The organism is Hymenobacter sp. AT01-02 (assembly GCF_000961955.2).
Taxonomy (GTDB): Bacteria; Bacteroidota; Bacteroidia; order Cytophagales; family Hymenobacteraceae; genus Hymenobacter; species Hymenobacter mucosus.
Map to the genome: position 1 here is coordinate 24,724 of NZ_JZIR02000035.1, position 13,501 is coordinate 38,224.

Here is a 13,501-nt window from a genome sequence, read left to right on the forward strand (position 1 = left end):
GCTAAGTTGTCACGTGCTTATTGAAAATACTCTTTCACTTTCTCGAAGAAGCCTTTCTCGTTCTTACCAGGGTTCGGGGTGAAATTGCGGGCGTCGCGTAGTTTCTCTAGCAACTCCCGCTCCTCACTGGTTACATTCTTGGGCGTCCATACACTGAGGTGGATAAGCTGGTCGCCACGGCCGTAGCCGTTGATGTCCTTGATACCCTTACCACGCAAGCGCAAGATTTTACCGGGCTGGGTGCCTGGCTCTACCTTGATTTTTACTTTGCCTTCAATGGTAGGCACCTCAATACTAGCGCCCAAGGCTGCATCCACGAACGAGATATACTGCTCAAACATGATGTTGTTGCCGTCGCGCTTCAGTAGTTCGTGCGGCTCCTCCTCAATCTGAATGAGCAAGTCGCCGGGTACGCCCCCACGCTCGGGGTAATTACCCTTGCCGTTCATGCTTAGCTGCATGCCCTCGGCTACACCTGCCGGAATGTTAATCGGAATAACTTCCTCGTGCAACTGACGGCCCTCGCCTTGGCATACATCGCACTTGCTAGTGACTACTTTGCCTTCGCCTTCGCAGGTAGGGCAAGTAGAAGCACTTACCATCTGACCCAACATGGTATTTACTACCCGCTTCACCTGGCCCTGGCCGTTACACGTACCGCAGGTTTTGAGATCAGTGCCATTTTTAGCACCGGTACCCGAGCAGGTGTTGCACGCCACATAGCGCTTCACCTTAATTTTCTTCTCAACGCCGTTGGCTATTTCTTCGAGGTCCAACTTGAGCTTGATGCGCAGGTTAGAGCCTTTGCGTACGCGCCGACCACCTTGGCCACGGCCACCGCCGCCAAAGAAGCCTTCGAAACCGCCGCCACCGAAGATGTCACCGAACTGGGAGAAGATATCCTCCATGTTCGGACCACCACCGTTACCGCCCATGCCCTGGTGCCCATACTGATCGTAGCGGGCCTTTTTATTGGCGTCCGACAGCACTTCGTAGGCCTCTGCGGCTTCCTTGAACTTGTCTTCGGCCGTGGGGTCGTCGGGGTTTTTATCGGGGTGATATTTGATGGCCACCTTCCGGTAGGCCTTCTTTATCTCGTCGCCCGAAGCGTTTTTGGCTACGCCTAGCACCTCGTAATAATCTCGCTTCGTTGCCATCTCGTTGTACTTCGTCTGTCATGCTGACGAAGGAAGCATCTCTACCAGAGTGGTTTATTCGAAGCAAGCGGTAGAGATGCTTCCTTCGTCAGCATGACAACTTCTTATTACAGACCCAACACCACTTTGGCGTGGCGGATCACTTTGTCGCCGAGATAGTAGCCTTTTTCTACCTCGTCCACAATCTTACCTTTTAGATCCTCAGAAGGAGCCGGAATTTGCGTAATGGCTTCGTGCAGTTCGGGGTCGAAAGCACCGCCCTTGGCCTCCATAGAAGCTAAACCTTTTTGGCTCAGCGTCTTCTGAAGTTTGTTTTGAATGATGTCGATGCTCTCACGCACCGCGCTTGCGTTGTCAGTGTCTTTGGTATGATGGCGGGCCCGGTCGAAATCGTCGAGGACGGGCAGCAGGGCAACCATTAACTCCTGGTTGGCAGTTTTAAACAGGTCGGCGCGCTCCTTGGTGGTGCGGCGCTTGTAGTTTTCAAACTCGGCCGCCAGACGCAAGTACTTATCCTTCAGGTCAGCCAATTCGGCGTCGGTTTTTGATCCGGCTGCAGGTTCCGTATCGGCGCTTTCCACGGTTCCTAGTTCAGGCGCAGTGGGTTCTTGGGGAAGCTCGCCGGCTACGTGGTCAGCGGCAGCGTCAACTTGGTCGAATTGGGTATCCTCGGGTTGGGGAGTTTTATCGTCAGCCATTTTCGCTTGAAATCGTCGGAATGGGTTGAATCGGGAAGACATAGAGCCAAGTCGCGTCACAAGGAGTTTGCCAAAGCCAGGTCAGCTGTCATTGTGGCACAGAAACTCCGAAAGCCAGGTAGTTAGTTCAGACGCACTGGCGCAAATCCTTAGTAGAGTCCGCAACACTCGCAGAGAACTGCTGGCAGCGTTGCTTCATGCTAGGCGGCTGTACTACTTATTCAGCGTGAAGCGCTTGCCAGATCATATCCTTCAGCGGCTGAATATTTTTGTTGGTGAGGCTAGAAATAAAGATGGTCGGCAGCTCAGTAGGTAGAGACTCCCGGATTTCTGCCTCCAGCTCGTCGTCTAGCATATCTGATTTGGTAATGGCTAACAAACGCTTTTTCTCCAGCAGTTCCGGATTGAACTGCTCCAATTCATTCAGCAACACTTCGTATTCGGCGTTGATGTCTGGCGAATCGCAGCTGATCATGAACAGAAGGATGGAGTTGCGCTCCACGTGCCGCAAAAACCGATGCCCCAAGCCCCTACCTTCTGCGGCCCCCTCAATGATACCGGGAATGTCGGCCATCACGAACGACTTATAGTCGCGGTAGGCTACTACTCCGAGGTTAGGCGTTAGAGTCGTGAAAGCGTAATCAGCAATTTTGGGCTTAGCCGCCGATACAACGGACAGCAATGTGCTCTTACCAGCATTAGGAAATCCCACCAAACCAACATCGGCCAGCAGCTTGAGCTCTAGAATTACCCACTCGTCAATACCAGGCTCGCCGGGTTGGGCATACTGCGGAGCCTGGTTGGTAGCAGACTTGAAGTGGTCGTTGCCAAGCCCCCCCCGGCCGCCCGGCGTAAGGATAAGACGCTGGCCGTGCTCTGTTATTTCCAGTTTTTTCTCGCCAGTCTCCGCATCACGAGCAATGGTACCAAGAGGCACCTGAATGATGATATCGTCGCCCTGGGCGCCCGTGCGCAGGTTCTCGCCACCGTTCTCGCCAGGCTTAGCAATTAGGTGCTTCTGGTATTGTAGGTGCAGCAGCGTCCAGAGCTGGGAGTTGCCTTCTAGAATGATGTGGCCACCACGGCCGCCGTCGCCACCGTCGGGGCCACCGTTGGGGAGGCCTTTAGCCCGGAAGAAATGGTGCGAGCCCGCTCCTCCCTTGCCCGAGCGGCAGTTGATTTTGACGTAGTCGATGAAGTTATTAGAAGCCACAGTGGGAAAGAATGAAAAATGAAAGTTAGGATGAAGCGTCTGGCGCTGCCTAAAAACAACTGTCATCCTGCGCATTGCAAAAACAACCACCGCATTCATTACAAATGCGCGGGGAGTTCTTTGCGATGCCCAGGATGACAGATAGTTCTGCCACTACCCCAATGGGTAGTAGCTGCAAAGTTACGCTTTTACTTCGTCGGTTGCCTGACGGCTGCTTTCCGAAGTGGCAGGTAGCTGCTCATCCAAGATGGTGCAGATCTGACCGAAGATATCTTCGATAGCCCCAATGCCATTGAGGGCATGGAATTTCTCTTGCTGGGCGTAATAGCCAGCCACCTGAGCAGTTTCGGTGTTATACACCGTTACACGCTTGCGGATTTTCTCCTCGTTCTGATCGTCGGGGCGGCCGGAAGTCTTCCCGCGCTCCAACAAACGCTTCACTAGTTCTTCTTCGGCTACTTCTAGCGCTACCATACAGGACACCTTGGTATCGTGCTTGGCCAGTAGCTGATCTAGGCTTTCTGCCTGGGGTACAGTGCGGGGAAAACCGTCGAAGATGAAGCCAGCAGCCTGTTTGTTGTCATTAAGAGCACTGTCAATCATGCCAATCACTACTTCATCCGGCACGAGCAGGCCTTCATCCATGAGTTTTTTGGCGCGCAAGCCCAATTCGGTACCCTGCGTAATTTGGGCGCGCAGCAAATCACCCGTTGAAAGGTGAACTAGGTTGTAACGGGCAATTAGCTTTTGGCTTTGCGTTCCTTTGCCGGCGCCGGGTGGGCCGAAGAGCACGAGGTTCAGCATGAGTAGCGGGGAGTTACGCGGAGGTAGGGGAAAATGAGTGGGGTTCTGGAAAGATACGCAACGAACAGGAAAGCCTCTATGGTCGCCAGCGAATTTTAGCTAGCCAGCAACTTGCACCTTTTTCAGACTGCTTTATACACATCGGGGTAGTTGCGCCCCAAGCCGTCATAATCAAGGCCATAGCCACAATGAAATCGTTGGGGATGCTCAGGCCCACGTAGCGAATCTCGAGGGGGTGTTGTAAGCAATCGGGTTTCAAAAACAGCGTAGCTACTTCCAGCGACGCAGGCTTTTGAGCGCCGAGGGTTTCCAGGAGCATCCGCATGGTATGACCTGTATCCACGATGTCTTCCAGGATAATTACGGGACGGCCAGCCAATTCCTCGGTCAGCCCAAGTACTTCCTTCACTTTACCCGTGGTAGAAGTACCCTCATAGGAAGCGACCCGGATGAAGCACACTTCGCAGTCGAGCGTCACGGCCTTAAGCAGATCGGCAGTGAACATGAACGAGCCGTTGAGAACAGACACGAAAATGGGCTGCTGTCCAGCGTAGTCCTGGTTGAGGCGGGCGGCGACTGCGCCGATAGCAGTAGCGAGCTGGTCGGCAGTCAGGTACGGCTCAAACTGCTTGTTGTGCAGCGAAATATGGTCCGAATTCATCCGTTTAAGGTAGGGCCGTGGTTGTGCGGGTGGGCAAAGGTAGCACAAAAACGCCGCCGTCCGGGCTCGGAACGGCGGCGTTGCGTTTGGCTATAGCTTATTCAGCCCAGGGCAGTACTTGCTACTCCTATTACTAACGAGGCGGTAGGCGCTACCTCTACAAGTGTCGCATTAAGTGAAAAAAAGCCTCCGCGGAGAATAAATTTTCTCGAGGAGTAGCCCTACGCAGTTGAGCTTTCAGTTCTGGCTTGTGCACCTGAACACTGGTGTTCTGTTGGGCCACTGCCCGCTCAGGAGCCGCAATGTGCGGGGCAATTACCAGTGACACGATGCTCATGAGCTTGATGAGGATGTTCATACTAGGCCCAGAGGTATCCTTGAAGGGGTCACCTACGGTATCTCCCGTAACGGAAGCTTTGTGCGCGTCGGATCCCTTGAACTCCATCTTGCCGTCAATTTCTACCCCCTTCTCGAAGGATTTCTTGGCGTTATCCCAGGCACCACCGGCATTGCTTTGGAACATGGCCATTAGCACCCCGCTCACGGTTACGCCAGCCAGCGTACCCCCCAATACTTCCGGCCCCATCGTGAAGCCTACTACTACTGGCACTAGCAGGGCAATAGCCCCCGGCAACATCATTTCCCGAATAGCGGCCTGGGTGGAAATAGCCACGCACTTCTCGTATTCGGGTCGGCCCGTACCTTCCATTATTCCTGGAATTTCCCGGAACTGCCTCCGCACTTCCTGCACCATGCTCATTGCAGCGCGCCCTACGGCGGAAATAGCTAGCGCCGAGAAAATAAACGGAATCATAGCTCCAACGAAAAGCCCACCTAGCACGCGTGCGTCGCTGATATCAATGCTGCTGATGTTGGCCGTACCCATAAAGGCCGCAAACAAAGCCAGCGACGTGAGAGCCGCCGAAGCAATGGCAAAGCCTTTCCCCGTGGCTGCTGTCGTATTGCCAACAGCATCGAGAATATCAGTCCGCTCGCGCACCTCCTTCGGCAATTCGCTCATCTCGGCAATACCGCCAGCGTTGTCGGCAATAGGCCCGAAGGCATCAATGGCCAGTTGCATGGCCGTAGTAGCCATCATGCCGGCCGCGGCAATGGCTACGCCATACAATCCAGCACACTCGTAGCTTAGAATGATACCCGCTGCTAGCACTATAATGGGTAGCACGGTACTTTCCATACCTACGGCCAGCCCTCCAATAACGGTGGTAGCATGCCCCGTTGAGCTTTGCCGAACGATGCTAAGCACCGGGCGCTTGCCCATAGCAGTGTAGTACTCCGTGATAATACTCATTAGCGTGCCTACGACCAGGCCAACTACCACTGCATAGAATACGCCCGTTGCATTAAAGGTAATCCCACGAATCGTAAGGTCCTCGGGAGGCAGCATCCAGCGAATAAGCGCATAGGAGAATGCACCTGATACCAGCACAGAGACATAATTACCGCGGTTGAGTGCAGCCTGCACATTCCCTCCCTCCCGCACCCGAACGGTCAGGATCCCAATCAACGAGGCGATAATACCCAGTCCGGCAATGGCCATAGGCAGCAGAATAGGCGAGAGCCCTTGAAACTCATCGCCCCGCGCTACAACCTCCCGCCCTAGCACCATGGTAGCCAAAATAGTAGCTACGTAAGAGCCAAATAAGTCGGCCCCCATGCCTGCTACGTCGCCCACGTTGTCGCCTACATTGTCGGCAATGGTAGCGGGGTTGCGCGGGTCATCTTCTGGGATACCCGCTTCTACTTTTCCTACTAGGTCGGCCCCAACGTCGGCAGCCTTGGTATAAATGCCGCCGCCTACCCGGGCAAACAGGGCAATACTTTCGGCTCCTAAAGAAAAGCCCGTTAGCACCTCCAAAGCGGTTTCCATTTCCACTCCATTGGCACTACCCTTCCCAACTACAAATAGCTGGTAGAACACTAGGAACAAAGAGCCCAAACCTAGTACGGCCAGACCGGCTACGCCCATACCCATCACCGAGCCACCCGAGAAGGACACATTTAACGCTTGGCTCAAGCTAGTACGCGCCGCCTGGGCCGTCCGCACGTTGGACTTGGTGGCAATCTTCATCCCAATGAAGCCAGCCAAAGCCGAGAAGACTGCCCCAATGAGAAAGGCAATGACAATAACCGGGCTCGATTTCTCGCCGGTACTACCCAAATAAAACAAGAACCCACACGCCATCAAGCCGAAGAGGACCATTACCCGGTACTCCGCTTTCAAAAAGGCTATTGCACCATCAGCAATGTAGCCAGCAATAGTGCGCATGCGCTCCTCGCCTGCCGGCTGGCGACTCACCCACCCAGAACGAAGCCACGTGTAGACCAACGCCAGCACACCCAGTGCCGGCACGACATAGAGAATCATCATCATAAACGGTGGGGTTTGAGCTGAATGATAAAAACAGGGGCTTGGAGTTGCTAGTAAAATAAAAGTTTTACCAGTAACTCCAAGCCCCTGACAGATAGTTATATAACCTAAAGCTTACACTTTCCGAAAATAGTTGACAGAAACTCGCTCAGTAACCTGATATAGCACATAAGCTACGATTGTTACTAGTGGTACTGCTAGCCAGTAGTAGCGCTCATAGAATATCGTTTCGCCCGTCAAATACACCATTCCCCCATAACACAGAAGTAGGAGTGGAAAGTGATAGAGATAGAGAGAAAAGCTAAATACACCTAATTTGTGTAACGCGCGCATTAAGATGTTTTGACGAGATACTTTACCCACCAGCAACGCTAATATACTTATAACAGCTAACAAAGCTGCTACCATACCAGATAGAGGTTTCAACTTTAGTACGGCTAGTACTAATAGCAATACAAATAATATTCCTACTACAACTGTTAATATCCAACCTGAAACATGTTGAAACGAAACGAGCCACCTTGTTTCAATTACTATATCATAAACAAAAGCACCTATTGCAAAATATAAATTATATGTAAAAAAGTAATCAATGAAAGGATTAAGCCCCACTTCATAGGACAAAACAAGCCCTACCATGTGTAAAACGACAGATGCGATATAATAAATTCTTACTTGCCATAAAAATAAAGGAACCATAAGATAAAATATTGCCTCTGGCAATAACGACCAATATACATCATTATAGCCAATATAAATTTTACCTATAGGCATAAAGCCTAACGTACTTATAATCCCGTGTAAATTTAAAGCTTGCAGCTCATGCCAAGCTTGATTTAATGTTATATTCAGCTCCCTGCCATTAGACACAGATAACGCAGCAGGTACTAATGTAGCAACACACCATAGAACGCATACTGCAAGAACCGATGCGAATAGATAAGGCGGATAGATTCGGGCTACTCTATTAATATAGAAAGGCAAAGGCTTGCGGTGTTTACGTAATTGTGCATATCGAATAAAAAACCCGGATAACACAAAAAACAATATAACCATCTCGTAGCCCGCTGAGCTGAGCATATCGAGGCCAAACAATATATAGTCTAATACACTCCAAGAGCTACGAGGGTGCACATCTAAGAACTGACGCCCCCCTGACCAAACAAGGTATTTAGCGTGAAATATCACTACGTAAAAAGCACAGAAACCACGTAATGAGTGAAGAACGTCTAATTCTTGATATGTTAGATGCTTAAGAGCAGCAGGGTCCTTTCGTTTGCTTACGGAGTGCACAAAAAAGAATGTGGTTGTGGAAACAAAACAAAGGTACTATGCAATAGTAATTTTATAGCCTCTTCAATAACACTTGGTATAGCACTAGCATACTAGCTATATCACGCTTATCTACGATTTCGTTTGGTGAATGCACATTATCCTCCGGTGCACCCACAAAACACCAATCCCATGGCTGAGCGCCATGTTGCAACTCTTTAGCATCAGAGCCACCACTACTTTCGACCTCTAGCTGATGAGGAATCCCGGCTTCTTGGGCAATGCGGCGAATGCGCTCCACGTAACTACGTCGCGGGATTAGCGAGTCGCGCATAGAAATAGCCACTCCTAGACCAGGTTGAACTCCCTCTGTCACCCACGTTATATCCGAAATAAGCGCCTGGCGTACTCCATAGGTCTCGTAGATGTACTTGGCTAAGTAGGCCACCGAGCCACCGCCGTGCTCCTCCCAGCAAGAGAAAACGATGATACCATCTTCCAGTGTTTCGCAAAGCCGAAGGGCGTTCCATACTCCCAGCCGGTTATCCAGGTAGCAGCTTTGCACTGTCGTCTCAGTTTCTCGGAAGTCGCATTGAAACGTAAGCTCCGTACCCCGCTCAATTTCCCGGTGAAAATCGTGGCTAAGTGCGCCGGTATTCTCATCTACTACCAAGCGGCATAAAATTGGCCCCTCCGTGTCCTGTCCTACTAGCTGGTAACCAGTTTCCACGTCAGGCCCGCCAATGCGCACTAGTTGGCGGCCATAGCGCACCGTGAAGCCGATACTGTCAATATGAGCAAAAACAGCCGTTCTAGGCTTACCAAATACTAGAATAATGCAATCCTGAAACTCTTCACCTTGCAGGAGGGTTGGCAAGGTGCGCCAGCTCGACTGATACCGTTGAATGTAGTCTAGCAAGAATTTTGTTAGAGGTGCTTCATTGCCGGAAGGCGCAGCTACGCGGCATAAGGTTTCTAAAAGCTGCATGAGGTGTATATTATTTGTCCAAAATTAGGATAAAAGTCCTAGTTTAGCCTTTTCGTGGGTGGGTTCATCAGATATTCTCCGTTAGGATGAAGCCGCAAGTAGCTGTGATTATGATTCAAAAACTCCGTTTTGTCCTGTTGATGGTGCTGTTGCCGCTGGCGGCGCTAGCGCAGCAACCGGAATCTACCAGGGTTGCTCCTATTGATACCTCGCGCCAAGTGCAGTTAGATAACGTAGACATAGCACCCAATGCTGTGGATACGGAAGGCTGGCTGCTACTCGACAAGGATATTCAGACGGAATTGGAAGGGGCGGTTTATAACTTATATAACTTCAAGTACGACAAGGCAGAACGCCAGTTCCGCTCTCTACGCCGACGCTATCCCAATCATCCTATGCCCTACTTTCTACTAGGCCTCAGTACCTGGTGGAAGATCATGCCAACCAACAATCAAACGAAGCAGTACGACAAGCTCTTCTTTGCGTACATGGATACGGCCATCACTAAGGGCGAAGCCTTGTACGAAGCTGACAACCGTAACTACGAAGCCTGTTTCTTTCTGGCAGCGGCGTATGGATTTGATGGCCGCCTACATGCTGACCGACGCGATTGGCGGAAAGCAACTGTCAGCGCCAAACGGGCGCTTGATTATCTGGAGATTAGCAAAGAGGCCAACGGACTGAGCCCCGAGTTTTTGTTTGGGCAGGCTCTTTTCAATTATTACGCCGTCTGGATTCCTGAGAATTATGCCCTGCTGAAACCAGTGCTCCTCTTTTTCCCAAAAGGGAATAAGGACTTAGGATTACAGCAGTTGCGCAACGTAGCCGACAATGGCTTTTACGTAGGCCCTGAGGCGAGGGTATTTCTGATGAAGATTCTGCTCAACGAGGAGAACAAACCCGAAGCAGCCCTGCCAATTGCACGGTATATGGCCTCCACCTATCCCGACAACGCCTATTGTCAGCGTTTCTACGCACTAGTCTGCTTTAACCAAAGTGAGTTCAGAGAATGCGAGCGAATCAGCCGAGATATTCTCGATAAACTTAACCGTGGCATGCCTGGCTACGAGGCTATCAGCGGGCGATACGCAACCTATTTTTTAGGTTGGCTGACCCAAAACAAGTATAAAAATATAGCCAAGGCCAAAGAGTACTACCAGCGCTGTATAGTCTTTGCCGAAAGCACAGGAGAAGTGAATGGTGGCTTTTACGTGTACGCAAATCTAGCGCTGGCTCGCCTAGCCGATCAGGACAAGGACAAAAAAGCCGCTATTCGTTACTACACAGTAGTACGAGATGTATCAGAGCACGATACGGAACAATACATAGAAGCAAAAGCGTATCTAAAGAAAAACAAGAAGTAGACACGCCCCGCTACGCATGGAACTCAAAGATCTTTTTCTTACTCCGTTTTACTTAGCTATTTTCTACGGAATAGCATTTGCCGTGCGTAAGCGTTTTACTAACGCTCTGACAAAAAAGTATTTTATACCAGCGTTATCCGTAAAGTTTGTAGGTGCTATTGGGTTAGGTTTAATCTATCAGTTCTATTACGGAGGCGGTGATACGTTTAATTATTTCAATCACGTAAAAACAGTCTATAGTGCTTTCACCGATTCCCCCATCATCGGCATTAAGTTATTATTGTCACACGGAGAATATGACCCGGAGACTAATAAGTATGCCGTTATGATGGAATGGTACCGCGCTCCTACTGAGTTTTTCGTTATCAAAGTAGCCTCTTTCTTCGCTCTTTTTTGTTTTAATACTTACACTGTTATAGGACTGTTTTTTGCCATCACTAGCTTTTCAGGCATGTGGGCTATGTACCTCACATTTTTAAGAATTTTTCCCCTTGCCTATAAGAAATTAGCCATAGCAGTCTTTTTCCTTCCATCTGTATTTTTTTGGGGATCTGGCTTAATGAAAGATTCTATTTGTATGGGAGCATTAGGATGGGTTTTTTATGGATTTTATAATGCAATAATTCGTCCACGCGGAATCTTTACAGCTGCACTATTAGGAGCAATAGGTGCATATATAATTGCTTCAGTTAAAATATATATCTTATTATCTTTCCTTCCACCGGCACTGTTTTGGGTGTTTAATGAATATAGCCAAAAAATAAAATCTGCTGCTCTTAGAGTAATATTAAAGCCCTTATTTATTGTGCTAGGGTTGATTGTTGGAGCTTTTGGTGCAACAAAGCTTACCGCAGGCGATGAAAAGTATGATATTGATAAAATAGGTGAGCGAAGCAAGATTAATAATTATTATTTAACACAACAGGTAGTAAGCGGATCAGCGTATAACATTGGTGAGTTTGATGGCTCAGCATCGTCCATCGTCAAAGTTGCACCACAAGCAATTGTTGTTTCTCTGTACCGCCCTTTTTTGTTTGAGGCTCGTAACCCAGTTATGCTCCTTTCAGCGTTAGAGGCCACTTTGTTTATTTATTTAACAGTTAGTTTATTTTATAAAACAGGGCTTTTGAAAAGCTTTCGACTTATAGCTGCAGAACCAATTCTAACATTCTGCTTTATTTTCTCGCTGATCTTTGCTATTGGTGTTGGGGTAAATAGTGGAAATTTTGGCACTTTGGTGCGCTATAAAATACCGTTGATGCCTTTCTACCTGGGTGCACTCTATATTATGCAGCACAAAGCTCAAGCGATGCGAAAAAAGCCCGCACGTGCAATTCAGCTGAAAAGCTCTAAAAAGTTGCGACAGTTTGCTGTAACAGAGTAGCGCTGCTCAATAGTGTACCGCGCATTTTTCCCCAACTCAGTACGAAGGGCGGGCTGTTGTAAAAGCTTTCGTAAAGCTGCTTCCCATTCAACTGGTGTAGTACACACATACCCGTTGTAATCAGACGTTACAACTTCCTTGTTCATACCAACTGGTGATACTAATGCTGGCATTCCCAATGCCATATATTGCAACGCTTTGAATGCGCACTTTCCATTAGCCCAAGGATCATCCTCCAAAGGCATCACTCCTAAGTGAAAAGTTAACAAATCTTGTATTTCAGACTCTTTACGCCACGGCTGATACACCAGTGACTTTAAAGGCAAGTTTGGAGGCTGGTTCGATATCACCTTGAAAGTGAAATGAAACTCCTCCTCTAATTTTGCCAGCACAGGCACTAGTTGGTGTAAATACTTGAGCGTAGAATGAGTACCTGTCCAACCAATGACTGGTGTTTCAGCTACCTGCTGATCCTTTACCTCATTATGCAGATGCACAGTGTCTATGGTTGTTGGATTAACCACAGCGTGGGGGTTAAACTGCCGAGCATAACTGCGTAAATAGTCATTACCACAACTCACCTTGTAGGCCCATCGGCAAATATTGGCTACTTTCTGATGCCACTTTATGCCAGCTACAATCTTGTTCGCTTCAGATGTGTTTGGAATCCAAATAGCGTCGTCGAAATCATAAATCACCTTTTTTCTTAACAGGCGCGCTATGATCCACTCAAACACTGGTGGACCAATAGGTGAAGCCTCACGGTGAATGAAAACATAGTCATACTGTCTAACCCGGAATAATAAGAGTACACGGCGAAGAAAGCCTCCTACAATGCCGGCTACCTTGTCCACGGTATGCCTCGGACGATACAGTATATCCCACGTTTTCTCATTGATGAAGGGCTCTAGGTCCCATTCATGTCCTTCCTGCTTAAGCAAATCGAGATACTGCTCAAATCGAAACCGTTGAGAGGGCGCCTTTCCATACGGGTAAGGGGCAATGAAAAGTATTCGCATAGGAGTTATAAGCCCACTTTACAAAGCTTTCAAAGCAGGCAAACAAAGGTACGTCAACCTACTTGAACGTATTGCTCCAATTAGCGCCAAGGGAAGCAAGCCAGCATTCTTATCTTTGATGTCTGTTTCGACAACTAAAGTGCCGCTTTTTATTTTCCATGGCTCCCAAACCCATACTTTCTGTAGTTAGCCCCGTGTACAGGGCCGAGAGTATTGTAAGCGAGTTGCTGAACAGGGTCAGGCAGGCACTCACCTCGTTGAACATTAGTTATGAAATCATCTTGGTTGATGATGGAAGCCCCGGACAGGATTGGGTAGTTATTCAACAGCATGCTGCTGATGATCCGCGAATACGTGGCATTCGCCTATCCCGAAACTTCGGGCAGCACCATGCGATTACAGCGGGTCTGGAAGCATGTAGTGGGGAGTGGATAGTCGTGATGGACTGCGACCTCCAAGATCAACCGGAAGAAATAGGCCGCCTCTACGCAAAGGCGCAAGAAGGTTTTCAGGCAGTCCTGGCTCGTCGCGGGCAACGGACCGATCATC

Annotated in this window: 12 protein-coding genes; 3 read left to right on the forward strand and 9 right to left on the reverse strand. The window is 49.3% G+C overall.

The genetic code is table 11. The features are described 5' to 3' along the window. Positions 1–17: 17 nt before the first annotated feature. From dnaJ to VI25_RS12770, 8 genes are all read right to left on the reverse strand, one after another. The gene (gene dnaJ / locus VI25_RS12735; protein ID WP_045687433.1) at positions 18–1,157 is read right to left on the reverse strand and encodes a molecular chaperone DnaJ; all 1,140 of its coding nucleotides are present in this window, start codon (positions 1,155–1,157) and stop codon (positions 18–20) included. 107 nt (positions 1,158–1,264) lie between these two features. Continuing rightward, positions 1,265–1,897, reverse strand: a complete 633-nt coding sequence (locus VI25_RS12740; protein WP_236705039.1) for a nucleotide exchange factor GrpE — start codon at positions 1,895–1,897, stop codon at positions 1,265–1,267. Between the two features lie 175 nt (positions 1,898–2,072). Further along, entirely contained in the window at positions 2,073–3,068 is a 996-nt protein-coding gene (obgE, locus tag VI25_RS12745) for a GTPase ObgE (protein WP_045687135.1), read from the reverse strand. A 180-nt stretch (positions 3,069–3,248) separates the two neighbouring features. After that, positions 3,249–3,872, reverse strand: coding sequence for an adenylate kinase (locus VI25_RS12750; RefSeq protein ID WP_045687134.1), 624 nt, complete (start codon positions 3,870–3,872; stop codon positions 3,249–3,251). Between the two features lie 76 nt (positions 3,873–3,948). Continuing rightward, positions 3,949–4,533, reverse strand: coding sequence for a phosphoribosyltransferase (locus VI25_RS12755; RefSeq protein ID WP_316934328.1), 585 nt, complete (start codon positions 4,531–4,533; stop codon positions 3,949–3,951). A gap of 157 nt (positions 4,534–4,690) precedes the next feature. Continuing rightward, the gene (locus tag VI25_RS12760) at positions 4,691–6,928 is read right to left on the reverse strand and encodes a sodium-translocating pyrophosphatase (RefSeq protein WP_045687133.1); all 2,238 of its coding nucleotides are present in this window, start codon (positions 6,926–6,928) and stop codon (positions 4,691–4,693) included. 111 nt (positions 6,929–7,039) lie between these two features. Beyond that, on the reverse strand, positions 7,040–8,218 hold the full coding sequence (locus VI25_RS23430) for an acyltransferase family protein (protein ID WP_072144820.1): 1,179 nt from the start codon (positions 8,216–8,218) through the stop codon (positions 7,040–7,042). Positions 8,219–8,270: 52 nt separating this feature from the next. After that, positions 8,271–9,185, reverse strand: coding sequence for a M20/M25/M40 family metallo-hydrolase (locus tag VI25_RS12770; RefSeq protein ID WP_055562548.1), 915 nt, complete (start codon positions 9,183–9,185; stop codon positions 8,271–8,273). A gap of 110 nt (positions 9,186–9,295) precedes the next feature. Here VI25_RS12770 and VI25_RS12775 point away from each other — a divergent pair, with 110 nt between their 5' ends. Then, entirely contained in the window at positions 9,296–10,549 is a 1,254-nt protein-coding gene (locus VI25_RS12775; RefSeq protein ID WP_045687143.1) for a hypothetical protein, read from the forward strand. Positions 10,550–10,565: 16 nt separating this feature from the next. Then, positions 10,566–11,933, forward strand: coding sequence for a hypothetical protein (locus VI25_RS12780; protein WP_045687131.1), 1,368 nt, complete (start codon positions 10,566–10,568; stop codon positions 11,931–11,933). Here the strand turns inward: VI25_RS12780 and VI25_RS12785 are convergent. Then, positions 11,885–12,787 (reverse strand): glycosyltransferase family 4 protein, encoded by a 903-nt coding sequence (locus VI25_RS12785; RefSeq protein WP_236705040.1) that lies wholly within the window; start codon positions 12,785–12,787, stop codon positions 11,885–11,887. The genes VI25_RS12780 and VI25_RS12785 overlap by 49 nt on opposite strands. 323 nt (positions 12,788–13,110) lie before the next feature. Here VI25_RS12785 and VI25_RS12790 point away from each other — a divergent pair. Next, the coding region (locus VI25_RS12790) for a glycosyltransferase family 2 protein (protein ID WP_152981606.1) at positions 13,111–13,501 on the forward strand (391 nt) is incomplete at its 3' end.